This window comes from Thiohalorhabdus sp., assembly GCF_036628635.1.
Classification (GTDB): Bacteria; Pseudomonadota; Gammaproteobacteria; order Thiohalorhabdales; family Thiohalorhabdaceae; genus Thiohalorhabdus.
On the sequence record NZ_JAZKRM010000001.1, the window covers coordinates 148,401 to 171,840 of the forward strand.

Below are 23,440 nucleotides of genomic sequence, written 5' to 3' on the forward strand. Positions count from 1 at the left end.
CTCCCGTTTTTGCTGTCGCCTTTACCCCTCACCCCTCACTGCATCAAGCACCTCAATCAACTGCCCTGCCCCTTTCGGCGCCCACCGGTCCCAATAGAGCTCCACCGGCGTGAAGCCCCGGGCGGGGGCTAGCCCCGATCCCCGTACCAGGGAATCGAAATCCTCCCCGCCGACCAGCTTGTGGGCCACAGTAAGGTAAAGCCGGTTCAAGCTGCCGTCGGCGACCAGGGTATGCAACATGCGCGGCCCGGCCAGGGAATAGATGCGATTATAGCCCCGCTGGGTAAGGGTCGTAACCAGATCCGCAGCCGCGACGTAGGGGCCGGGCCCGGCCAGGACCACCTCCACTCCGCCACGCTCCAGGGCCGCGACACGATCCTCGGGGGCCTCGCTGGAGGTAATCACCAGGATTCCGCGGGTGTAGCGCTCGGCCAGATCGGGGGCGGGAAGGTCCAGGTTGCGGCTGACCGTGGCCAGGGCCGGCTGGCGGACCATGCCACGCTCCCGGCGCCATTGGACGAGATCCTCAAGGCCGGTGGCTTCCAGATCGATCAGGGCGGTATGGCGGCCAGCGGCCACCGCTCTCAGTAGCCGGTCGCTGACCAGCAAAACGTCGGCCTGGGCCACCAGCTCCATAAACAGGCGCCAATCCCGTTGATTGGCGATATCGGCCGGCACCGCACGCCGGCCGGTGGCCGGATGGGGTCGGGCTACCCGGCCGTCCAGGCTGGTAATGAAATTGCTGTAGACGAAGGGGCTGCCGGCGCGGCCGAACCGCTGCAGGTCGTGGTCGAGGAAGCGGCCTTCCAGGGGGTACTCGCCCGGTGGCTCGGGGTAAAGCCGCAGAAGCGGTTCCATCTTACTGCCTCCCATATGGGGCCGGGGGTTGCGGCGGTGTCATCGCCCTACTTCGCAGTTCCGGGTAGGGCCCGTATACTGTCCCGCCTCAACACAGGAGGAGTCCATGGCGCGGGAACGCCCCACCTATCCCGGGATACACAATGACCGTTACGGCGGCATGACCGATGCCGGGCGTCTTATCCGCGATGCCTGGGTTTTCGGGATCCTCCCCGAATCCGAAACCTGCGAGGGCTGGGATTACGGCCGCCTCGAGAATCTCTACAACCAGGTGGCCGAGGCTTGGGAGCCCTACGGCCACCTTGTCAAATACCTCCCCGAGGACCTGCGGGAACGCCATGAGCGCATCCACGGCGAGGCGACAAAGCGGGCCCGGGAGCTGGGCTGGCAACCGGACATGAGCGACGACGATTAGGTCTGAAGGCCGGCCGCGGTGTCATCGGCGGGGAAGAACTCGGGCCCGCGCCGGACCCGGTAGTAGCCCTGCGCCCGATCCACCCCTAGGTCTTGCAGGATCTGTAGGATGGCTTCGTTTTCCACGAACTCGGCGACGCTAACGATGCCTAGGTTGCTCGCCATCTCGCTCATGGCGCGGACCTAAGTGCGATCGTAGGCATCCCGTTTGAGGCTCCGGACGAAGCTACCAGCCATCTTGACCATGCCCACCGTGAGGTTGTTGAGGTAGTGGAAGGAGGACAGGCCCACGCCGCAGTCCTCCAGCGCCACAGCGCAGCCCCTAAGGCGCAAGGCGTCGAGGAAATCACGTGCCTGCGCGATGTTTTCCACCGCGACGGTTTCGTGACTTCGAACACAGGGCCCTGGGGTCAGCGCCGGATTCCTCCAGGGCCCTGGTAACCCTATCCAGTACCTCCCCGCGGCCGATATGTAGGCCGGCAAGATTGACCGCAAGGCTTACCGGCCGTTCCTCCCGGAGGCTGCGTCCCTGAACCGCCAGAGCGTGGTTCACCACCCAGTGATCGATGTACCGGATCATGCCGAACCGTTCGGCGGTGTCCAGGAAGGCGGCGGGGCTCACTAGCTCGCCGTCCTCCCCGCCCATCCGAATTAGGACTTGAAAATGGCTGACACTGTGATCCGGTAGGCGGCAAATCGGCTGGTAATGGAGCACGAGCCGGTCCCCTTCCTGGGCTCGGCGAATGCGCTCCTCCCCCTGGATCTTGGCGCGCATGCGACCGAGCGCCTCGTCCCCGGGGCTGAAAATAGGGTGCCGGTTGCGGCCGGCATACTTGGCGGTATGCAGAGCGATATCGGCCTTGGCCAGGAGACCGTCGTCCTGGTCGCCCTCCGTCGCGAATAGGGCCACTCCCGCGCTGGCGGTCACCGGGATCGGCGTGGCGGGCGCTGCGGATCAAGTCGGGATCGGTGAGGCGCTGGTGGAGGTTGGCCACCAGTCCCTCCACCTGCCCGGGTTCCGTCTTGGGCCGAATGATTCCGAACTCCTTGCTTCCCAGGCGCCCGACCACGTCCACATCCGAAACCGTCGCGGTTATCGCCGAAGCCGCACTGTGCAGGTAATTGGCACCGGCCCGGTGGCCCAGGGTATCGTTGATGTCTTTGAACTGGTCCAGCCCCAGGATGATCAGGGCGTCTGAATGCTCATACCCGCTAGCGTACGCCACGTTGCGTTCGAACTCCTCCTGGAAGTGGCCAGGGTTGAACAGTCCCGTCATGGGATCGTGGCCGACGAGGTACACGAGGCGCTCTTCGGACAGTTTTTCCTGGGTCACGTCCAGGAGTAGGCCCCGTAGCACCAGGTCCCCTCCCTCCCCCGATTCAATGGTGTCTATGGCACGCACCCAAACCCCGTGGCCATCGTGATGCAACGTGCGGAAATCGTGGGTAAAGTTCGCCGCTTCGCGGGTGTGTCATGCCATGGTGCGCTTGAATTCTCCGAGATCCGCCGGATGCACCCGCCCCACCCAGAAGCCGGGACGGAACCACTGCTCGGCGAGGTAGCCAAGCAGATTGAGTGCCTCCTGGCTCACGAAGGCAAGCTCCCAGGTGCTCGCATCGGCCTCGATAATCACCGACTCGATACTGTCCATCAGGGTCTGGAAATGGCGCGCCTGGTGCACCAGGCCTGATTCTTGCCTCCGAGCAAGTTGCGGGTACGCGCCAGGTGCTCGGCCATGTGGTTGAAGCTGCGCCCGACCTCGGGGAACTCGTCATGGCCCCGGGTGGGGGGATCCGGTAATCGAGATCGCCGGTGGCGAGGGCTTCGGCCCCCTGCTCCCGCCGCTGTAGATTGCGGGTAAAGCATAGCCCCAACAGCGCGATCAGCAGGATGGAAAGGACTACCGCCACCCCGGCAATGGCAATGGAGTAGACCGCCCGGACCCTACCCAGTTGCTGGCCGTACAGTGGGACCTGGGTTTCCAGGTCGTAGACGCCGTCCTCGCGGGCGGCGCGGTAGCCATCGTCGGCCTGGAATTGGTCCGGCGGGGCTCCCAGTGCGGCCATGCGGTTGCCGCTGGCATTGGTTACCACCGCGTTTCCCCGGTCTTCCTCCTCTCCAATCAGGTCCAGGGCGTCCCTGATCCGGGCCAGGTCCTCGGCGGCCAGCTCCGGGGCCACGGAGTGGGCCAGCAGCCGATTGGCTTCGCGGGTGCTTACCTCAAGAAGCTCGGCGTGGCAAGAGCTGATCCGGCGCACGCGGTTCCAGACCAGGGCGCCGAGGGTTATCCCTCGATGGCGGCAATGGCGACTATGAACCAGCTGGATCGCCGTGACCGGCGCATGGCCATGAGCTTCTCCCGGACGGCCGAGCTCTCCGGAAGGGGCTGGGCGGTGGCCGGCTAAGGGGGATCGGCCCCTTTGGGCCGCCCGGCCGGGAGTTGGTCGAGATAGGGCCGACCCGGTTCGATGGTGGCCGCCTACGCCGACTGGTAGTCCGGATAGGCCATCTGCTCTAAATCCTGTTGCCCTTCGGGGTTGTCTTGCATGGTTACCACAGCCTTGGTGAAGCGGTCCCTCAGGCCCCGGCCAGATCCTTGCGAAACAGGATGCCCAGAGCCGGAATGGGATCCGTCCGGTCCTAGCGGGCCAGCCCGGGCTCCACTTGGCGCATGCGATTCCAAACATTTACGCAGGCGACGGCCAGGCAGAATCCCCGCCCAGAACGGCCCTGGCCGCCGAATTGTGGGACGTGTAGGCCTCATAGGAGAGATCGGCATCCGGGTGACTTTCCGCCAGATACCGCCGCCCCATCAGGGTAATGATGGCCGACGGCGGCGGTGGTCACCTTGTGGCACCGGGAGTCGCCGGGCTCGGAAGGGGACGCTCCCAAACGCCCGATAATGACCACCCATAGGCGCTTGGTGTAGATGGCCCGACCTAATACCGGCCAGAACCAGGGCCATTAGGATAAAATGGGGAGCCGTAAGGAGCATGGCGTTGCGACGGCGCCCGGTACGCTTCACGAAGGTGGGGAAATCGGGTTCGGTGGCGAGCCGGACGGGGCGATCCACCGAGTCTCCAGGTAGTCGTGCACAGATGCGAATCGCTTGAACACGGTCCCCGGGCTGGCGAAGGGCAGCAGGCCCAGAACCAACGGATCCGACCCATCGTTCGTGGCTTCGGCGGGCCCAGGTAAGATCGACCCCCCATGGCTACCGCAACAAGGGCAACAAGCCGCCGCCTTGGGGGCGGCATAACTCATCCCCCTCGAAGTAACCGACTTAGCCGCAAGCTTCCCGGCCTTGACCGATGGAGCGGGCGAGCGGCCGGTACTGAAGGCCGTAAAACATTTCCAGATACCGGCGCGTTTCGTCCCGCTCCAGATTGGTTACATACTTCCAGAACCCGTATATCCGTGACAAGGTCATCATTCGCTCGGCGTAGAGCTCCCAAGTGTAATGGCTCCGCACCCGTTCCACAGCCCCCCGGGAAATACGGTCCCAGTAGCCGGGGTCCTCCTGGCAGCGCTCGAAGAATTCGGCCATATGGGCTGCGCTGTCGTCGCCGTGGTTGGGGTCGATGTGGAAACCCGATACGCCGTCCTCGATGATCTCCAGTGGCCCACCAAATGCGGTGGCAAAGGTGGGCAGGCCCGAAGTCATGGCCTCGATCACCGTGAGCCCGAAGGCCTCGAACAGGGCCGGCTGGGCAAACGCACCCCGATTGTCCGCGATCAGCCTGTAGAGCTCGCCGGCCAGGTTCTTGTCCAGGTGCCGACCCAGCCAGCGCACCTCGCCGTCCAGCCCATAGGCATCGAAGAGCTCGTGCATGTGCTGGATCTGAGCCCGCTCCTCCCAGTCGTTGGAATCCGCCTGGTCGATGTGGCCGCCGATCACCAGGAGATTGGCGGCCTGGCGTAGGCGTGGGCTGCGCCCGTACCACGCCACAAGGCCGGTGATGTTTTTGATCCGGTCCAGCCGAGCCATGCTGAACAGCACCGGCTTGCGCGGATCCAGAAGCCCCCCACGAGCATCCGGGCGCTCGCCGCCGTAGATCAGCTCCTTGATCTCCCCGTGCAGCCCCATCAGGCGGTGCTCGGTCTCTTCGTGAGGGAAGTAAACCTCGGAGTCGGCCCCGGGCGAGACGATGTTGAATTTGGGATCGTATACGTCCACGCCGTTAACTACCCGGTAGAGACCGGGCATGGTGAAGGCCTCGTAGCTCTCGTACTGGCCCAGGCTTTCCCGGTCTCCAGCGATCTCCTGGTAGGTAGAAGTGATAATGAAGTCGGCCGCATTCATGGCAATCAGGTCCGCAGTGAACTGGGCCGAGAAATGGTACTGGCTATCGTTGTCTCGCCAGTACAAATCGGAGTACAGGTATTTGGTCTTTTCCAGGGCGTGGGCGATGTTGCACTGGGTAACCTGGAGCCTCTGCGCCAGCAGGGTGGCCACCAGGTTGCCGTCAGAATAGTTGCCGATGACCAGGTCGGGCCGCCCGCCGAGATCAGCGAGGAGGTCGGTCTCCGCCTCTACCGCGAACCGTTCCAGGTAGGGCCAGATCTCGAACCGGGAGACCCACTGAGGCACGATCTCGCCATTCTCGGTCCGGAACGGGACCCGAACAATTTGGGCGTTTTCCGTGTGCAGGATGTGCTCGCGCGGCTCGTCGCAGGTGGTGCCTTCGGCTTCTGGAATGAGGCGGGTTAAAACCCGGATCTGGGGCGTGATGTCCAGGCCCTGCTCGTGGATGCGCTGACGCATTTCCCGCTCAAGGGCCCGTACCTGGTCCAGGATGTAGACCACCTGGCCCCCGGTATCCGGCTTTCCCAGGACGTTGGCCTGGCCGAAGAAGCCGTGGGGGGATAACACGGCCAGGCTGAAGATCATGGGGATGCGCCCCAGAAAGCGTTCCAGGTTCTTGGGCTCGGGGGCTTCCAGAATGTCGGAGAGCAGGTGGAGGGTGTCGCGCATGCGGGCCACATCCCTGCCCCAGCCGGGTTCGAAGCCCAGCTCCTGGAGTCTGTGGCCCACCTCTTCCCAGCCGGCGTTCTGGTCGCTCCGAGCCAGCAGGTCCTCCGCTTGCCGCAGGGCCCGCCGCAGCTCGGCGACATTGCCCAGGCGGTCGTTCATCATCAGCTGGCGATCCTGGTGGTGATGAACCCGCAGGAACTCCAGCAGGCTCTGGTCGCCGCTGTTAAGATCCTGGAACAGTTGACTGGATAACCGCCGATTGAGGAATTCCACGCCGCGGCCGATGGATCGGGCTTCCTGGAGCCTGGGGAACTCGCGGGCGAAGGGACCGAGATCGAACTCCAGGGTCCAATCGGTAACCGGGTCGGTGCCCTTGACCTGGCGCTCTTTGAAGGTCAGAAACTCCGAGACCGAGATCTCCTCTAATTCCACCATCTCGGCATGGAAACGCAGGTATTGCCAGCGGGCCCGGGAGGGGCGGATGGACAGGGCCAGCCAGGGTGACTCCAGGACTGCTTCCTGGGCCACCGCCACCGTGCGCCCCATAGGGCTATCTGCCATATCGGGGTCCACCTCGGCACAGAACCGGTCGAGCTCGTCATGCAGGTCGGACTGCAACAGAAAGGTCCGGTCACTGGCGAGCAGTTGGCGAAGCAGTAGATACACGCTCTCGCGATGCTCTGCCAGGTAGTCGGCTAGGCCCTGCATGTTTGCTCCATTCGATGCCCGACTCGGTATCTCGCCGGGTTGTGGGTACGGGTGGGTTGGTGAGGGCGATGCTGAGCATCCTTCAAACTCGAATTTTTTCTCTTGTCTACCCTAGCAAGTGCGGGCCCGCTCGGCTGCCCCCGAAGGGTCCTGGAGACACCATGCGTCTGTCGCCTTTCCTACTGCTTCTGATGGCTGCCCTGGTCCTGCCAACCGGGGCCGCTGCCCTAGACCTCGAGGCCATGGCCAAGCGTTTCGATCACCCCGAGCGCTACCGCCTCCTTTTCAGCCGCCTTATCAATCGCGGAGTCCCCGTAGCGCGGGTCAAGGCCGCCTTCTCCTCCGAAAAGGCCCTGGAGCGGGATCATCGCGCTGTCGAGCTGCGCACCGACGTCGGCCGCATCCCCGAGCACCAGGCCGCCGAGCGCGAGGCCAACGAGCGCTACCTGGCCGAGGCCCGGACTCTCGCCGATCATCTGCGCGAACACGCGGATCTCTACCGCCGCATGGAATCGGCGTACCGGATCCGAAGCGAGATAATCGGCGCCATCCTGCTCAAGGAGAGCGCCCTGGGCGAATACGACGGGTTCGGCCACGACGCCTTCGTGGTCTTTAACAGCCTCCACGACGGCCTCGAGGTGACCGAGGACGCCAGCCCCCGCCTGAGGCGGCGCATTCCCCGCCTCATCCAAATGGCCCGGGAGCAGCTCATCGCCCTGGTGATCCACGCCTATCGCAACGACCTGGCCCTGGAAGAAACCGTCTTCCCGGCGAGCTACGCCGGTGCCATTGGTATTCCCCAGTGGCTGCCCGTCCATCTGGATTACGCCGTCAGCGCCGACGATTCGCCGCCCGATCTGAGTCGGCTGACGGATGCCGTATTGTCCACGGCCAACCTCATCCGCAACAAGTTCGGCTGGCCCGAGGCAATGTTGGACTTCGCTCGATTGAGCAATCTGGACGAGATCGTCGTGGCCTGGCGACGCTTCGACGACGGCAGCGCCAGCTTCGCCACCGACGAGACCTCCGACGGCCAGCCGGTCCACCGCTTCGACCGCGCCAATGCCGACATGCCCAACGTGACCTACGTTGCCACCTTTGTCCGGGCACTCATGCGTTACAACTATTCCTCCGAATATGGCTTGGGGGTGCTTCGCATCGCCCATCGGGCCCACCAGCTCCGAGGTGAGGACGAATAACCCACGAATCCCGCCACCGTCTCGATTCCAGGGCGACAGCGCGCTACCCTGGGGTAGCGAGCTCCCCAGGCGGTTCGGAGGAAATGATGAGCCAGGATGAATCCAGCAATTCCTTTGCCGGGCAGGTGGCCTGCGAGATCTGCCTGTCCCAGGTCCCCCATACCGAGGCCCAGAGCATGGAAGGGGCCGATTACGTGCTGTACTTCTGCGGTCTCGATTGCTACGACCAATGGTACCGCGAAGGGGATGAAGGGGATCAGGAAACCACAAGCGACTGAACCTGTTGCGAACCTGCTGCACGTTCACCGCCATCCTTGCCCTCTTCGCCGCGTTACCGGCGATGGCGGAGCCGCCCCACCACCGCCTCGAGGTCCAGCTTCGCCCGGCGGATAACCATCTGACAGCCCGGGACCGTATCCGGTGGCAAGGGGCCGGCACCCTAAGCTTCACCCTCCATCCGGACCTGGCGCCGGAGAGAGTTATCGTGGACGGCCAACCGTACACGGTGGAAGCCGCGGAGGGGCCGGGGCGCTGGCAGGGCAAGCGTGCCCTGGATTCCGGGGAGCATGAGGTAGTCGTACGCTACAGCGGCCGCTTGGCGCCGGGCCAGGAGCAGGCGGATTTCAGGGATATCCTTAAGGGGTTTGCACCCCGCGTCGCCACCCAGGGTACCTACCTCCCTCCCGGTGGCGCCTGGGTGCCGAATCTGGGCGAGGACCGGCTTACCTATCAGCTACGGGTCACCGGCCCTGCGGACCACCGGGTCGTCGCAGCGGGCGAACGGCGGACCCACGAGGTGGGAGAGAACCGGCGGGAGGTTGAGTTTAGCTATAACAAGCCGGTTCCGGGAATCGCCCTAATCGGCGGGCCCTACCGCCGGCACCAGGGACCGGGCAAGGGGCCGGTAACGGCCGAGGCCTTCCTCCATCCCGAGCTCACCGGACTGGCCGAAGACCGCTTGGCGACGACCGAAGGCTACCTGGCTGAATTCCAGGATCGCTATGGTCCTTACCCGCACCCCCGCTTTACCCTGGTGAGCAGCCCCTGGCCCACGGGCTTCGGCTTCCCCGGCCTCGCCTATATCGGGCGGCGCATCCTCCCCCTACCGTTCATACCGCGAACTTCCCTGCCCCACGAAATCCTGCACAACTGGTGGGGCAACGGCGTCTATGTGGCCACCAACAGCGGCAACTGGGCAGAGGGACTGACCACCTACGGCGCCGACTACCGGCTCGCCCTTAGCCGCTCGGATGAGGCCGCCCGGAACCAGCGCCGGCAATGGCTGGCCGACTTCGCCAGCTACCACGGCGACGCCGAGGCCCCAGCCTTGCGTGAGTTCCGGGCCCGGATCGACGGTGCCTCGCGCACCCTTGGCTACAACAAGGCGGCCTTCGTTTGGATCATGCTCCGGAATCGTCTAGGGGAGAGGCCTTTCCGCCAGGGCTTGCGCCGTTTCTACGACGAATTCCGCTACCGCTACGCCGGCTGGAGGGATCTGAGAGAGGCCTTTGAAGCCGTCAGCGGCGAGGATCTAACCGCCTTCTTCGAGCAATGGCTGGACCGCAAGGGCGCGCCCCGACCCGCTCTGTCCCGGGTCCGGAGGGGGGATTCTGGGATCACTGTTACCCTGACCCAGCCGGAACCGGCCTATCGCCTGGCCTTGCCCGTCCGGATGCGCTTCGCCGACGGCCGCACCCGCACACGCACCGTGGCCCTTACCGGAGCCCGCCAAACGGTGCGCCTTGATACCGGCGGTAAACGGCCGGTGCGGGTGCGGGTTGATCCCGATTTCCGCGTCTTCCGGAGGTTGACACCGGCGGCGATTCCGCCGCGCTTGTCTGCTCTCCTGGCCCGTGACAAGGCGGGTACCATCGCCCTCGCTCCGGACCTGGCCTCCGAGGCTGGGCGGGAAGCTGCCCACCGTGTGGGTCGGCGCCTTTGGGGCGGCCCGCCGCAGGTGGTTTCCGGGGCGGTAAACCCCGCCGAGGTCTCGGTCGTGGTGGTCCCCAGGGAGAAGCTCGCTGACCGGATGCAGCGCCTCGGGGCCAAGCGCGAACTGCCTGACTGGCCCCCGCAAGCAGACGCCCGCGTTGCCCTGACCCGACCCTCCGGAAGCTCCCAGACGGTGATGGTAGTCGGGGTAACCGGGCCCGAGGCCCTTGCCGCTCTGGCCCGTCCGCTGCCCCACTACGGCAGCTACGGTTGGCTTGCCTTCCGGGATGGCGACCGGTTGGGCCGCGGCCGCTGGCCCGTCCGGGAACCCTCGTTAACCTGGCAGGCCCCCGAAAAGTAGTCCCATCCTGGGGCTAATGCCTATTCCCTTCACTGGCCGTTTGCCCAATACTACGTTCCCGCATCTCTAACCGCCGAACCTAGGATCCGTTTATGCCCGGTACCCGATACACCTTGGAAGTCCAACCCCGACTGCCCGAGAGCCTGGAACGCCTGAAGGATCTGGCAAATGACCTGAAGTACACCGCCGATCCCCGCATCCGCGGGCTTTTCAAGCAGCTCGATCCGGACCTATGGGATTCCTGCGTCCAAAATCCCAAGGTGTTCCTTCGTCGGGTCAGCCAGGCCCGCCTGGAGCAGGCCTCGCGGGACCGGGTGTTTTTGGAGGAGTATTACCGGGTGCTGTCGAGCATGGACAGCTACCACAAGGAGCCGGTCCGGGAGGAGATCTGCGAGCACCTGGCGCCGGACAGGGACCTTATCGCCTATTTCTGCGCCGAGTTCGGCTTCCACGAGAGTCTGCCCCTGTATTCGGGGGGCCTGGGTATCTTGGCGGGCGATCTGGTCAAGGCCGCCAGCGACATGCACTTGCCCATGGTGGCTGTGGGTCTCCTTTACCGTCAGGGCTATTTCATCCAGAGCATCGACGTCGACGGCCAACAGGTCGCCCATTACCGGGTGACGGATTTTGAGGACCTGCCCATCGACCTCGTCCGGGACGAAGCCGGCAATGAAATCCGTGTCCCCGTGGAGCTTCCCGGAAGGTCCATACAGGTCCGTATCTGGTGGGGGACCATGGGCGATGTCGACATCTATCTCCTCGACACGGACTGCCCGGATAACGGCGACGAGGACCGGGCCATCACGTATCAGCTCTACGGCGGCGACAACAACCTTCGCATCCAGCAGGAGATCGTCCTGGGCATGGGAGGTGTCCGCGCCCTCCGCGCCCTGGACCGGGAACCCTCAGTTTGGCATGTGAACGAAGGTCATGCGGCCTTCCAGGGCCCGGAGCGGTGCCGGGAGAAAGTGGCCACCGGTATGCCTTTCGACGCCGCCCTGGAGCTGACCGCGGCGGGGACCGTGTTCACCACCCACACCCCTGTAGCTGCCGGGCACGACATCTTCGATGACGAGCTCATGGCCGTGTATTTCGGCGAATTCGTCGAGGAAGACCTGGGCATCGATCTGGAGCGTTTTATGGCCCTCGGCCGAGGCACGGGCGAGGAAGGCTTCAATATGACCGCCCTGGCCCTGCGGACCTCCCGCTTCCGCAACGGGGTGAGCCGCATCCATGGCGATGTTGCCTCGCGGGTGGAAGGCTACGTCTGGCCGGATATACCGCCCGAAGAAAACCCCATCGGTTACGTGACCAATGGTGTCCACGTGCCCACCTTCCTGGCGCGCGAATGGGTGAGCTTATTTGACATGCATTTCGGCGGCCAATGGCGCAGCGAGCTTCTCAACCCGACCTTCTGGGAAGGCATCGATCGCATTGCCGACCACAGCTTCTGGAGCATGCGGCAAACCCTCAAATCCCAGATGTTCGCCACCGTCCGCGACCACCTGAGCCGCCAGCTGCACCGCCAGGGGGTTACCGAAGCCCAGCGGGAGCGATTGACAAGTTACCTCCAGCCCGACCGCACCGACATCCTCACGGTTGGCTTTGCCCGGCGATTCGCCACCTACAAGCGGGCCACCCTACTGTTCTCCGACCCTGAACGGCTGGCCCGGCTGCTCAATGACGCCAATCGGCCCGTGGTCTTACTGTTCGCCGGCAAGGCTCACCCTAACGACAAGCCCGGCCAGCACCTAATCCAGGTGATCCACGATTTCTCCCGGCGGCCCGAGTTCGAGGGTCGCATCATCCTGCTCGAGGGCTACGACATCGCGCTCGCCCGGAATCTGGTCACGGGCGTTGATGTCTGGCTCAACACTCCGGAATACCCCAAAGAGGCAAGCGGTACCTCGGGCCAAAAGTCGGGCATCAACGGGGGGCTCAACCTTTCGGTCACCGACGGCTGGTGGGGAGAGGGCTACAACGGCCAAAACGGCTGGGCCATCACCCCCCACGACCCGAACCTGGAGGCCGAGTATCGTAACCAGGAAGAGGCCACCGAGCTCTACGAGCTGTTGGAAGACCAAGTGGTCCCGCTCTATTACCGCCGCAGCGGTCACGGCTTTTCCAGCGAGTGGGTAGCCATGTCCAAGGCGGCCATCAAGTCCGTGCTGCCACAGTTCAACGCCCAGCGGATGCTCATGGACTACGTCCGGGACTATTACGGCCGGGCCTGCCGGCATCACCGCCGGCTGGCGCGCGACGATGGCCGCCCGGCCGTGGAGCTAGCCGAATGGAGCCACCGGGTGACCAAGGCCTGGGACCAGGTTACCGTGGAGCGGGTGGACGAGGCCCCCACCGACATCCAGAGCGGGGAAACCGTGCCCATCACGGTCGCCGCGGATTTGGCCGGTCTGTCACCGGAGGACGTCCGGGTGGAATGCCTGGTGGGGGTGGAGAACGAGGACGGCGAGCTGGCGGTCAAGGAGCGCCATGGCCTTTCGCCCACGGGAGAGACGGATAAGGACAACCGGGCCCTGTTCCACCTGGATCTGGAACCGTCCCTGCCAGGCCTGCAGGTCTACCGTTTACGCATGGTCCCCTACCATCCCAACCAGGGGCACCTGCACGAGACCGGGCGCATGTTCTGGTTGTGAATCCGGGCCTCTTCCGGAGCCGGCCCTTCGGAGTTTGGACCTCCCGGGGGCGAGGGGGTTGCAACCGGGATGACAGGGCCTTGATCCCTTGATAAAGCGTGTGGTCCAGGGTTCCCTGGGAAAAAAGCGGTGCGTTGGAGCGGCTGGCCTCCCACCCAGCCAGGGCCAGCGCCCGGTCGTGGATTTTCCAGGAGCCGATCTCGTCATGCGGCAGGCCCTACTCGCTTTTGCCCTTCCCCTGGCCTTGCTATCAGCCTTGGTCAGCCGGCCGATTCTTGCCGAAGAGCCTCGGCTAAGCGGCGATTTCCGGCAAGGGGGCCTGATCATCGGGGAGGTGGAGCCGGGGAGCAGGGTCTATTTCGGCGGGCAGGCCGTGCGCGTCGGTACCCGGGGCCGTTTCGCCCTGGGTCTGGGGCGCCAGGCTCCGGAGCGGGTGCCCCTTGCGTGGCGTAGGCCTGACGGCACCTTTCATCAAAGGGAGGTAGAGGTTACCCAGCGCCGGTATGAAACCCAGCGCATCAACGGCCTCTCCGAGAATTTAATCCACCCGGATGACGAGGCCCTGGAACGAATCCGCCAGGAGCAGGAGCGGGTACGACAGGCCCGCGCCGGCTTTTCCGCCCTTGAGGCGTTCCGGGCCAAGTTCATCTGGCCGGTGAAAGGACCGGTAACGGGGATTTACGGCACTCGTCGGATACTTAACGGTGAGCCCCGGCAGCCCCATTACGGCATAGACATCGCTGCCTCGGCCGGCACACCGGTGCGGGCCCCAGCCGGGGGTATCGTCAAGCTGGTGGAGCCAAACCTTTATTTCTCCGGAGGCACGCTTATCCTCGACCATGGCCACGGGGTTTCTTCCTCCTTCCTTCACCTTCGGCGGGTACAGGTACAGGAAGGCAGTCAGGTGAGCCAGGGACAGGTCATCGCCAGCGTGGGCTCGACCGGGCGCAGTACCGGGCCCCACTTGGACTGGCGGATCAATTGGTTCGACAAGCGGCTCGACCCTTCCCTGCTGGCGGGGCCCATGCCGGCCACGGAGAGCAAACAAGCCAATCGGGGCGGCTGACCGCTGGGGGACTCCGGGCTAGCCTTTCACCGCCCTCTGCGCAGGCGGTGATTAATCGAGCCGGCAGGATCACGGAATGGCTCTTCCCCTTAAGCGTTTATTCGTGGCCTGGGGGCTCCTGCTTGCCGGGTGTGCAACCTCCCCCGAGGGGCCGGGGACATGGCGCCCCCTGGAAGTGGCCCGTGTCCGGCTGGCCCCTGTGGTGCTGGCCCATGCGGCCAAGCAATCTCACCCGGGGGTATGCCACTACGCCCGCAAGGACCTGCAGCGCAATCTGGTCCAAACCCTGCCGGGCCGGTTAAACCCATTGGAGCTCGTCCCCCCAGGGCAATCCGTTGCTGAAAAGGGCCAGGCTGCCACTCTACATGTAACCATCACCCGCTGCCGGATCGAGAGCCACCAGTGGGATGTAGGCGGTGGTGAACCCGACATCACCTTTTACGAGACACTCGACCTACGGGTTCAGCTGAAAGGAAACAAAAAAACGGCCCTGCTGGCATGGCGCGGGGAAACCATGGAACAGATCCAGACCAGCATCCCAACGCCTCTTTTAGAGTTTCCGCACCAAGTTCCAACCGCCCGCATCGCCGGCCTCTTCTCCCGGGGACGGGTTTGGCAGACCTCGGATCAGGATTCCGGCCCGACCCATAAGAAAGGCCGGCCCTAGTAGGACCGGCCCAGACCATTGGTGCCACCGTTTGGCGGATTTAACGATGGGCCAGGTAGGCCACAGCCCGGGATAGCTCGTTGAAGGACACCTCATCGTTTTTCACGAAACAGGCGATATTGGCGATATTCCAGACGCTGAGCTGGTCCCCTCGCATAACCCAACCTTCAGGCGGGGTCCAACCCCCCATCCCCGAATAGGCGGCGAACAGGTCGGCCTCGTGATGCATCAGGCGGCTGGTAGCATTGGACATCTCGGCGGCCAAATCGGCGTATTCCTGGGGTATGTCACCGACCATCTCGGCTAGAGCCCCGTCTCCGGTGTACCGAATGGCCCCCACGGTCCCTTTAACATGCAGCAAATCGTCAAGGCTTGCCATTTGACCGGCCTCCTCCGTTCAAGGCGTTTGCTTACGCTTTGTACAGCGCTCCCTCAGCCTCCCAGAACGTCAAAGGCCCGATCAAAATCGGCATTTTCCTTGCTCATGAAAACCGCTTGGTGGTTCATGGCGGTCACGGCAATGTCCAATCCGATAAAAGAGAAGCCTTTCTCCGGCAAAAAGCCCTTTTGCCCGGTAAGGCGAGTCCAGCCGTCCGCCTGCATTCGGAAAATGGCCATATTGGCGGCGCACATTTGGCCCGCCAAGCCTGCTAAGTCGTCGGTCAGGTCGCCCCGAAAATCACTGACCTCGCCATTTTCACTGAAATTGACCGCCGCCATGGCGCCGGGGAGCTCCATCAAATGGTCGAGCGATGCCATCTACTCCACCCTCCTGTCAGATTTTCCAATCGGTTGGTTGCTCAGCCTGGGCGCCCCCGGGCTAGTCGCCAAGGGTGGCCATAAGATCGTTAATCGAAGCCTCTTGGCGATCCAATAGGCACAGGGTGTCCCCTACCACCATGACGCCTACTTGCGCGCCAAGCATGGTCCAACCTTGGTAGGAGCGCCACTCCGGCTGTTGGGAGTACTCAGCGAACAGCCGCGCCTGGGTTTGCATGAGCACGGAGTTGGAGGCGCACATTTGGGCAGCTAGTCGCGCATCCTTCTCCGAAATCTCGCCCTTGTAGGAGTCGAGCTCTCCCTTCGGGGTGAACTTGGCCGCGGCCACCACGCCCGGCAGTTTGAGGACTTCTTTTAGCTTCAAAACGGTGCCTCCCTCCGCTTGGCAGGGCGGGAATCTTGACCCCGATCGGTACCCCGCCCTTTTCGCTTAGTTCGCCACTTTCTTTAGAGTGTGTCAACAAAAGGCCCTTGCCCGCATTTAAGCAACACTCAATATAAAAACCTGTCAATTTATAAGGTTAGCAATTTTCTCTCGAAAATGGGCCGCGGGTTCGACCCAGCACCCGGAAAACGCACGGATGGAGGCTTATAGGATGCCAGGAACGGAAACGGCTGTTTTCGAAGGAGAGGCCCTAGCCCGGTATGGCTTCGGCCATGGCCACCCTTTCGGTCGGGACAGGCTCAAGGCCTTTTGGGACGAGGCTTTAACCCGGGGCCTAGATGACCGGGTGCACCAGGCGGACCCGGAAACGGCGCAGCGGCAGACCATCGAGTGCTTTCACACTCCCCGTTACGTGGCGGAAGTGCAGCGTATCTCGGAAAAAGGCAGCGGATTCCTGGACTTCGGTGACACCCCCGCCTTCCCGGGGGTTTACGAGGCCGCGGCTACCGTGGTCGGTTCGGCGGTGGCCGCCGCCGAAGGCATCATGGCAGAGGACTGGGCGCGCGCCTTCGTGCCCATCGGGGGCCTCCATCACGCGCGCCGGGACCATGCCTCCGGGTTCTGCGTGTTCAACGATTGCGGCGTGGTGATCGAGGCATTGCTTCGCGACCATGGGCTTCAGCGCGTGGGCTATGTGGACATCGACGCCCATCATGGCGACGGGGTGCATTACGGCTTCGAGGCCGACGGGCGGGTCTGGACGGCCGACATCCACCAAGACGGCCGCACCCTGTTCCCCGGCACGGGCAAGGCCGATGAGCGCGGCACTGGCGCGGCGGCAGGGACCAAGCTGAACCTCCCCCTGAAGCCGGGGGCCGACGACCCGGCTTTCTTCCGGGTATGGCCCGAGGTGGAGGCGCAAATGGAAACCGCGAAACCTCAGTTCATGGTGCTTCAGTGTGGCGCCGACAGCATCGCCGGGGACCCGCTGACGAATCTGGCTTTCACCTGGCAGGCGCATGCCCACGCGGCCCGTCGGTTGCGCAAGCTGGCGGATCGGTTTGCCGGCGGCCGGCTTTTGGCTCTCGGGGGCGGCGGCTACAATCGGGCCAATCTGGCCGCCGCCTGGTGCGGTGTGGTGGAAGCCTTCACTGAGAGACCGGAAAAGGCCTAACCGGAAAGGGCCAACAAGGCGGCGGCACCGGTATCAGATGCTGCGGCTCCCCGGTTTCTCCAACGGCTCCCCCGCGGTGCACTTGGGGCATTCGGCGGGATCCCAGGTCTGGACCGCCACCCGTACCAGGGGATAGAGGTCCAGGCCCGCCACATCGGCCCTGCCGTTGGAGCGGTCCACCAGGCAACCGCAGCCCACGAATTCGGCCTCGGTGTCTTGAAGGGCCTCGTAGCATTCCCGGATGGAGGTCCCAGTGGTGAGGATATCGTCCATGATTAGGGTCCGAGCACCCGCTGGTAGGTGAAAGCCGCGCCGCAGCTGCATGGCGTCGTCCTTGCGCTCGGTGAACTGGGCTTTCGCGCCAAGGGCGCGGGCCTGCTCATAGGCCACCACTACGCCGCCCAGGGCGGGTCCCACCACATATTCAATGCCCGGCGGCAGCCGCTCGGCAAGTCCCCGGCACAGGAGCTCCGCCCGGGCCGGATCCTGGAGAACGAGGGCGGATTGCAGGTACCGGTCGCTGTGCAGCCCGGAGGAAAGCAGGAAATGCCCCTCCAGCAGGGCACCGCTGTCGCGATAGAGGTCGAGGTAGTCGGTGGTAGCATCCGTCATGGGCGAAGGAGCCTCCGTGGTGGTTGGGAGTGAGCCGTGAGGGGATAAAGGCAAACCTAGTTCGCCCATGAGGCAAATAACAGCGAATGGCGAGCCCAGCGGAATCTGGATTTAGGTAAAGCCGTGCCGGTATCCCTCAAGCCTTGCCTTTTGCTGGTGTTTTTCATCTGTGGCCATCTGCGATAACGCCTTGGCCCTTGCCACTACGCCTCACTCCCCTTGACCCTCACCAATCTCCGCCCCAATGGCGTCCCAGGCGGCCTTGGGATCATCAGCGCCCGTGAGAGGCCGGCCGATCACCAGATAATCGGCGCCTTCGGCCACGGCCTGCCCGGGCGTGGCGGTACGACGCTGGTCGTCGCCGGCGGCCCCCGCGGGCCTTACTCCGGGAGTTACCAGCAAAAACCCGCTACCCAGCTCCTCCCGAAGGATAGGCACCTCGACGGGACTGGCGACCACCCCGTCAAGCCCGGCCTCCTGGGCCAACCGGGCAAGGCGGCGCACCTGGTGCTCGGGATCGTCCGACACCCCCACGGCCCGGAGCTCACCGGCGTCCATGCTGGTGAGAACCGTCACCCCGATCAGCCAGGGTCGCTCCCGGAATCCGGCTAAGGCCTCGCTCGCGGCCTCCAGCATGCAGGGGCCACCGCTGGCATGAACATTGACCATCCAAGCGCCGACCCCGGCGGCGGAGTTTACCGCCCCGGCCACAGTGTTGGGGATGTCGTGGAATTTCAGGTCGAGAAAGACCTCCCGGCCGGCATCCCGCAATTTGGCGACCGCCGCGGGGCCTTCCCGGGTAAACAGCTGCTTGCCCACCTTGACCCTCCGATTAGCCGCCGGCAGGCGGTCCAGGAGGGACTCGGCTTGGTCCCAGCTCGGCGCGTCCAGGGCCGTAATGATGCGATCCTCCCAGGACTGCCCGTTACCGTCCGACTTCCCTTTTGCCCGCTCGCTCACCTCTGGCTCCCCTCCCTTCAACCGGCCTTTAGGCGCAGGGTGCCCCACCGGCGGCACTGCGGGCACTTCCACTGCATATGGCCGCTGGTGAAGCCGCAATTGGTACAGGCGAACCGGGACTGCCGGGAACAGGCGCGGTCCAGGTAGGGCTGAATAACCCCGAGCAGTTCTTGGCACTCCCCGGAACCCTCGCGCAGGTCCTTCCACATGCCCAGATAAGAGGAAACCAGCTCGGCGCTCTCGGGGTGGCGGGCCAATCCCTCTTCCACCCAGCCGAGGGCCTCTGAGGCCCCCAGTTCCAGGGCCAAGTGGGCCACCAGGGCAGCGAACAAGGCGGGGTGCGCCGCCTCCTCCAGGGTAGCCCGCAGGAAGCGCCGCAGGGCCTCCTCCTCGCCCAGCCGGTGGTAGGCCGCAACTAATTCGTCCAGAACCAAGACCAGGTGCTGGGGATCCTGCCGCCCAATGCGCTCCCATTCCCGGATAGCCTTGCGGTCGTTGCCCTTCAAGGCGTGCAGCTGCCCGGCCAGGATACTGGCGCGAACGCACCCGCGGTCGGCGCGGAAGGCCCGGCGAAGGTGCTGCTGGGCGCGGGTCAAGTCATTGCGTGAAAGCGCCTCGGAAGCCAACTCGCATTGGATCAGGCTCTCGGCCACCGTATCCCGTTGGCCCCGGATCCGGGCAATCTCCTGACGCCACTTGAGGGCTTCCGGCCACGCCCGTTCCTGCTCCGTGATCTCGGTGAGCGCCTCCAGCGCCGGCAGGTATTCCTTGTTGCCTTCCACCAGCTCGGCGAAAACCTGCCGGGCCCTGTCCAGAAGCCCGGCCTTCTGGTAATCCAGACCAAGCTGATACATGGCGTGGTCGCGCTGGTCGCGGCTAAGGTTGGGACGGGCAATGAGGTTCTGGTGAATGCGAAGCGCTCGGTCCACCTCCCCCCGCCGACGGAATAAATTACCCAGGGCTAAGTGGGCATCGACGGTCTCGGGCTCTACCCGGGCCACATCCAGGAAGGCATCGATGGCCTGATCGGGCTGTTCGTTGAGAAGGTGATACAAGCCCCGGAAATAGGCAGGAGAGCCCGATTCGGAGCGGTCCCCGGTCTCGGGCTCGAGATCGCGCCAGCGTCCCACCAAGTAGCCGAGTCCCAGGCCCACGAGGACCAGACCGGCAATCCAGAGGCTATCCATGGTGCTAGCCTCTAAAGGTCCAGTCCGATCCGGGTCCGACCCCTACCAGCGGCGGGTCCTCGCCGGCGGGCCGCTTCAAGGCTCGTCCTTAAGGGGAAGCTTGCGCAGCCGGGACAGCTCTTGCTCCATTTCTTCCATGCGTCGGCGGAGGCGGCGATTCTCTCGATATCGGGCGAGCAGCGGCAGGCTGGCTACCACGCCGCCCACAATGGCACCCACAAGAAAGACGCCGATGATGATCAGGCTGACGGGGAACGGCCCCCACTCCAAGCCAAAGTAATACTTGATGGCCACTTCCTGAGGGTTCTGGAGGGCGAAGCTGACCCCGATCAGGAAAACCAATAGGAAAAGGATGCCGCTCAGGGTACGTTTCACCGGCTAACCCTTTGTGGGGCTCGCTGGAACCAGGGTTCAGCCCTGGTCGACTTGGTTGCGTAGGCTCTTTCCGGCCCGGAAGAACGGCACCTGCTTGGCGGGGACATCCACCGTCTCAGCGGTCTTGGGATTCCGACCGCGACGGGCGGCGCGAAATTTGGTGCCAAAGCTACCGAAGCCGCGCAGCTCCACCCGCCGCCCTTGGGAAAGCTGTTCGCTAAGGTAGTCGAACAGGGTGTTTATGGCTACTTCGGAATCCTTACGGGTCAAGTCATCCAGCCGCTCGGAGACCCGGTCGATCAATTCGGACTTGGTCATATTGCCTTCCCTGTATTGGTTCTCGGGTGGTGTTCGGTCAACGGGCCACCGCGCCGGAGTGCTGGTACCGGAAACGGGGCTCCGGGGCCATCAGCCATCCGGTCCAGCGGACCATACCGAGGGGAAGGAGCGAATCCAACCACTCACGCGGCGGTTCCAGCTCCTCAATGGGGGCACCCGAAGAGACACCGGCTTCCTCCCGGAGCCAGGCCTCGGCCGCCGCCTTGCCGCCCACGGCATCCACCAGGCCATTAGCCGCCGCCTGGCGACCGGAGAACAAACGGCCGTCCGCTAGCTCCCGGACCTCGCTCTCCGTCAAGTCTCGTTCCTCGGCCACCATGGTGACGAAGTGGTCATGAAGCTCGTCCACCAGGGACTGGAGGTAGGCCCGATCGGCGCCGGTCATTTCCCTAAGGGGGGTACCGGCGTCCTTGAGCTTGCCGGACTTGATGATCCGAGGTTCAATACCAACATCTTCCAGCAGTGGGTAAACCCCGCTGCTCATCATGATGACGCCGATGGAGCCGGCCAGGGTACTATCCAGGGCGAACAACCGGTCCCCACCCAAAGCGGCCATATAACCCCCCGAGGCCCCCATGCTACCCAGCGAGACCGCCACCGGCTTCTCCGTCGAAAGGCGCTCAACCGCCTCGTAGAGGGCCTGAGAGGCACCCACCCCGCCGCCGGGGCTATCCACCCGCAGCAAGACCCCCTTGGTAGCCTCCCGCTTGCGGGCCTCTTCTAGAAGCCTCACCAGCGGCTCCGCCTGGAGGATGGGGCCCTCGATTTCCACCCGGGCCAAATGGGGCTGCCCGGCAACCACACCCTGGTCGCCCCCGGTAAGGAGCCCGACCATACCGCTGGCAATCAGAAACAGAAGGCCGCCTGTCAACCAGGCGGCCTTCCGGTTGTAGCCGGAGCTCCGGGGCACCGGGTCTTGCTCAGTCCTCATCCTCTTCGTCTTTCTTCATCATCTGCTCTTTGAGGATATCCCCCAGGCTGGTGGTGCCACTGGCAGCGGTGCTGTCCTGCTGCTGGTGCTCCTTGACCGCCTGCTGCTCCTCGCCCTTCTCCTTATCCTTCATAGACAGGTTGATCTGGCGGTTGCGGCGATCCACGCCGGTGACCATGGCCTCCACGGTTTGACCGGCGACGAGGGCACTGCGGGCGTCGTCCACGTGCTCCTGAGAGATGTCGGCGACGCGGATGTAGCCCTCGACATCGGTGTCCAGATGGACCCGGGCGCCTTTGGGCTCGACCTCGACCACCTCGCCCTCCACCAGGCTGCCCTTGTCGTGCTCGGCGACCCAGTTATTGAAGGGGTCGTCGGAGAGCTGCTTGATCCCGAGGCTGATGCGCTCGCGCTCGGGATCTACGGAGAGCACCACAGCCTCCACCTCTTCGCCCTTCTGGTAGCGACGGACCGCTTCCTCACCGGATTCGCTCCAGGACAGGTCGGATAGATGGACCAGCCCGTCGATGCCGCCGGGCAAACCGACGAAGATGCCGAAGTCGGTGATGGACTTAATGACACCCTGCACCCGATCGCCCTTGGCATGGGTCTGGGCGAACTCTTCCCAAGGATTGGACTGGCACTGCTTCATGCCCAGGGAGATCCGGCGCCGCTCCTCATCAATGTCGAGGATCATGACCTCGACTTCGTCACCGGGCTGCACCACCTTGGAGGGGTGGACGTTCTTGTTGGTCCAGTCCATCTCGGAGACATGGACCAGCCCCTCCACGCCTTCCTCCAGCTCCACGAAGGAGCCGTAATCGGTAATATTGGTGACCTTGCCCCAGACCCGGCTGCCCTCGGGATAGCGCCGCGGCAAATCGGCCCAGGGATCCTCAGTGAGCTGCTTCAGTCCCAGGGAAATGCGTTCCCGCTCGCGGTCAAATTTGAGAATCTTGACCGTGACCTCGTCGCCGACGTTGACGATCTCGGAGGGGTGATTCACGCGCTTCCAAGCCATGTCGGTGATGTGCAGCAGGCCGTCGAGACCACCCAGATCGATGAAGGCACCGTAGTCGGTGAGGTTCTTGACGATGCCCTTGGTGGTTTGACCTTCTTCGAGGCGGTCCATGAGGGCTTTGCGCTCGGCGCTGCGCTCCTCCTCGACCACGGCCCGGCGGGAGACAACGGCGTTGTTGCGGCGGCGGTCCAGCTTGATGACCTTGAAGTCGAGTTTCTTGCCTTCTAGGTAGCTAGCGTCGCGAACGGGCCGTACATCCACCAGGGAGCCGGGCAGGAAGGTGCGGATGCCGTTAATGTCGACAACGAAGCCGCCCTTGACCTTGCCGGTCAGCACGCCCTGCACCACCTCGTCGTTGTTGTAGGCCTGCTCCAGCTCGTTCCAGGCACGGGCCCGCAGGGCCTTGGCGCGCGACAGACGGGTCTCGCCGAAGCCGTCATCGACGGCCTCGACCGCCACCTCCACCTGGTCGCCGACGTCGACGGCGAGTTCGCCGTTGTCGTCGATGAACTCCGGGAGAGGGACCAGGCCTTCAGACTTGAGCCCGGCGTTGACGATGACCTCCTTGTCATCCATGGCAACGACTTCACCATTGACGATCTGGCCCTGTTGGATGTCCTCTTGCTGGAGGCTTTCCTCGAGCAGGGTGGCGAAATCGGATTCGCCGGCGGCCGGGGTGGTGGCTTGGGTGTTGGTGTCAGCCATAAAGGTTTGCAGCTCCTGGTGAAAATTTCCGGAACCGGCCACACGCCGGCTCCGACGTCGAGCGTTACCCGCGCCCTATCTGGGCTCGTGGCGGCTCGCGGTCCCTTGCTTCGATGTGGCGGCCGGTCCACGCTGC

At 64.2% G+C, this 23,440-nt stretch carries 23 protein-coding genes and 2 pseudogenes; 9 read left to right on the plus strand and 16 right to left on the minus strand.

What is annotated here, in order from left to right:
• Window positions 1-21 precede the first annotated feature (21 nt).
• Entirely contained in the window at window positions 22-858 is an 837-nt protein-coding gene (locus tag V5A19_RS00745) for a RibD family protein (RefSeq protein ID WP_332317854.1), read from the minus strand.
• A gap of 106 nt (window positions 859-964) precedes the next feature.
• On the opposite strand from V5A19_RS00745, the gene V5A19_RS00750 reads away from it, so the two are divergent.
• Entirely contained in the window at window positions 965-1,273 is a 309-nt protein-coding gene (locus tag V5A19_RS00750) for a hypothetical protein (RefSeq protein ID WP_332317855.1), read from the plus strand.
• Here the strand turns inward: V5A19_RS00750 and V5A19_RS00755 are convergent.
• The 4 genes and pseudogenes from V5A19_RS00755 to V5A19_RS00765 all read right to left on the minus strand — a co-directional run bounded on the left by V5A19_RS00755 (window position 1,270) and on the right by V5A19_RS00765 (window position 2,954).
• Window positions 1,270-1,644, minus strand: a pseudogene (locus tag V5A19_RS00755) (EAL domain-containing protein). The gene V5A19_RS00750 and the pseudogene V5A19_RS00755 overlap by 4 nt on opposite strands.
• Entirely contained in the window at window positions 1,619-2,200 is a 582-nt protein-coding gene (locus V5A19_RS00760; RefSeq protein ID WP_332327670.1) for a GGDEF domain-containing phosphodiesterase, read from the minus strand. Before V5A19_RS00760 ends, V5A19_RS00755 begins: the two are co-directional and overlap by 26 nt.
• Before the next feature lie 46 nt (window positions 2,201-2,246).
• Window positions 2,247-2,549: pseudogene (locus V5A19_RS14255) on the minus strand (GGDEF domain-containing protein); the annotation flags it as partial.
• 195 nt (window positions 2,550-2,744) lie between these two features.
• Complete coding sequence (locus tag V5A19_RS00765) at window positions 2,745-2,954, minus strand: hypothetical protein (protein ID WP_332317857.1); 210 nt, start codon at window positions 2,952-2,954, stop codon at window positions 2,745-2,747.
• A 271-nt stretch (window positions 2,955-3,225) separates the two neighbouring features.
• On the opposite strand from V5A19_RS00765, the gene V5A19_RS00770 reads away from it, so the two are divergent.
• A complete protein-coding gene (locus V5A19_RS00770) occupies window positions 3,226-3,678 on the plus strand; it encodes a hypothetical protein (protein WP_332317858.1) in 453 nt (150 codons plus the stop codon).
• Between the two features lie 878 nt (window positions 3,679-4,556).
• On the opposite strand, the gene V5A19_RS00775 is transcribed toward V5A19_RS00770, so the two are convergent.
• Entirely contained in the window at window positions 4,557-6,956 is a 2,400-nt protein-coding gene (locus V5A19_RS00775; RefSeq protein WP_332317859.1) for a sucrose synthase, read from the minus strand.
• Window positions 6,957-7,117: 161 nt separating this feature from the next.
• Between V5A19_RS00775 and V5A19_RS00780 the strand changes: the two genes are divergently transcribed.
• The 6 genes from V5A19_RS00780 (at window position 7,118) to V5A19_RS00805 (ending at window position 14,835) form a co-directional block, all read left to right on the plus strand.
• On the plus strand, window positions 7,118-8,155 hold the full coding sequence (locus tag V5A19_RS00780) for a lytic murein transglycosylase (protein WP_332317860.1): 1,038 nt from the start codon (window positions 7,118-7,120) through the stop codon (window positions 8,153-8,155).
• Window positions 8,156-8,241: 86 nt separating this feature from the next.
• On the plus strand, window positions 8,242-8,433 hold the full coding sequence (locus tag V5A19_RS00785) for a DUF3330 domain-containing protein (protein WP_332317861.1): 192 nt from the start codon (window positions 8,242-8,244) through the stop codon (window positions 8,431-8,433).
• A 62-nt stretch (window positions 8,434-8,495) separates the two neighbouring features.
• A complete protein-coding gene (locus V5A19_RS00790; RefSeq protein WP_332327671.1) occupies window positions 8,496-10,448 on the plus strand; it encodes a M1 family metallopeptidase in 1,953 nt (650 codons plus the stop codon).
• A 92-nt stretch (window positions 10,449-10,540) separates the two neighbouring features.
• Window positions 10,541-13,102 carry an alpha-glucan family phosphorylase gene (gene glgP / locus V5A19_RS00795; RefSeq protein WP_332327672.1) on the plus strand — a complete coding sequence of 854 codons (2,562 nt, stop codon included), beginning with the start codon at window positions 10,541-10,543 and terminating at the stop codon, window positions 13,100-13,102.
• Between the two features lie 205 nt (window positions 13,103-13,307).
• On the plus strand, window positions 13,308-14,168 hold the full coding sequence (locus tag V5A19_RS00800; RefSeq protein ID WP_332317864.1) for a M23 family metallopeptidase: 861 nt from the start codon (window positions 13,308-13,310) through the stop codon (window positions 14,166-14,168).
• Window positions 14,169-14,367: 199 nt separating this feature from the next.
• The gene (locus V5A19_RS00805) at window positions 14,368-14,835 is read left to right on the plus strand and encodes a hypothetical protein (protein ID WP_332317865.1); all 468 of its coding nucleotides are present in this window, start codon (window positions 14,368-14,370) and stop codon (window positions 14,833-14,835) included.
• Between the two features lie 40 nt (window positions 14,836-14,875).
• Here V5A19_RS00805 and V5A19_RS00810 read toward each other — a convergent pair whose 3' ends face one another.
• From V5A19_RS00810 to V5A19_RS00820, 3 genes are all read right to left on the minus strand, one after another.
• A complete protein-coding gene (locus tag V5A19_RS00810) occupies window positions 14,876-15,214 on the minus strand; it encodes a DUF2173 family protein (RefSeq protein WP_332317866.1) in 339 nt (112 codons plus the stop codon).
• Between the two features lie 53 nt (window positions 15,215-15,267).
• The gene (locus tag V5A19_RS00815; RefSeq protein WP_332317867.1) at window positions 15,268-15,594 is read right to left on the minus strand and encodes a DUF2173 family protein; all 327 of its coding nucleotides are present in this window, start codon (window positions 15,592-15,594) and stop codon (window positions 15,268-15,270) included.
• 61 nt (window positions 15,595-15,655) lie between these two features.
• Complete coding sequence (locus tag V5A19_RS00820) at window positions 15,656-15,979, minus strand: DUF2173 family protein (RefSeq protein ID WP_332317868.1); 324 nt, start codon at window positions 15,977-15,979, stop codon at window positions 15,656-15,658.
• Between the two features lie 232 nt (window positions 15,980-16,211).
• Here V5A19_RS00820 and V5A19_RS00825 point away from each other — a divergent pair, with 232 nt between their 5' ends.
• Complete coding sequence (locus V5A19_RS00825) at window positions 16,212-17,174, plus strand: hypothetical protein (RefSeq protein WP_332317869.1); 963 nt, start codon at window positions 16,212-16,214, stop codon at window positions 17,172-17,174.
• Window positions 17,175-17,207: 33 nt separating this feature from the next.
• On the opposite strand, the gene pyrE is transcribed toward V5A19_RS00825, so the two are convergent.
• The 7 genes from pyrE to rpsA all read right to left on the minus strand — a co-directional run bounded on the left by pyrE (window position 17,208) and on the right by rpsA (window position 23,304).
• Window positions 17,208-17,786, minus strand: a complete 579-nt coding sequence (gene pyrE, locus V5A19_RS00830) for an orotate phosphoribosyltransferase (RefSeq protein WP_332317870.1) — start codon at window positions 17,784-17,786, stop codon at window positions 17,208-17,210.
• Window positions 17,787-17,996: 210 nt separating this feature from the next.
• Entirely contained in the window at window positions 17,997-18,746 is a 750-nt protein-coding gene (gene pyrF, locus V5A19_RS00835; protein WP_332317871.1) for an orotidine-5'-phosphate decarboxylase, read from the minus strand.
• Between the two features lie 17 nt (window positions 18,747-18,763).
• Window positions 18,764-19,933 carry a lipopolysaccharide assembly protein LapB gene (gene lapB, locus V5A19_RS00840; RefSeq protein ID WP_332317872.1) on the minus strand — a complete coding sequence of 390 codons (1,170 nt, stop codon included), beginning with the start codon at window positions 19,931-19,933 and terminating at the stop codon, window positions 18,764-18,766.
• A 75-nt stretch (window positions 19,934-20,008) separates the two neighbouring features.
• Entirely contained in the window at window positions 20,009-20,308 is a 300-nt protein-coding gene (locus tag V5A19_RS00845; RefSeq protein ID WP_332317873.1) for a LapA family protein, read from the minus strand.
• Between the two features lie 36 nt (window positions 20,309-20,344).
• Window positions 20,345-20,626, minus strand: coding sequence for an integration host factor subunit beta (locus tag V5A19_RS00850; protein ID WP_332317874.1), 282 nt, complete (start codon window positions 20,624-20,626; stop codon window positions 20,345-20,347).
• A gap of 37 nt (window positions 20,627-20,663) precedes the next feature.
• Window positions 20,664-21,578: a signal peptide peptidase SppA gene (gene sppA, locus V5A19_RS00855; RefSeq protein WP_332317875.1), complete on the minus strand. Its 915-nt coding sequence runs from the start codon at window positions 21,576-21,578 to the stop codon at window positions 20,664-20,666.
• Entirely contained in the window at window positions 21,568-23,304 is a 1,737-nt protein-coding gene (gene rpsA, locus V5A19_RS00860; protein ID WP_332317876.1) for a 30S ribosomal protein S1, read from the minus strand. The genes sppA and rpsA overlap by 11 nt, the downstream gene beginning before the upstream one ends.
• Between the last annotated feature and the right edge of the window lie 136 nt (window positions 23,305-23,440).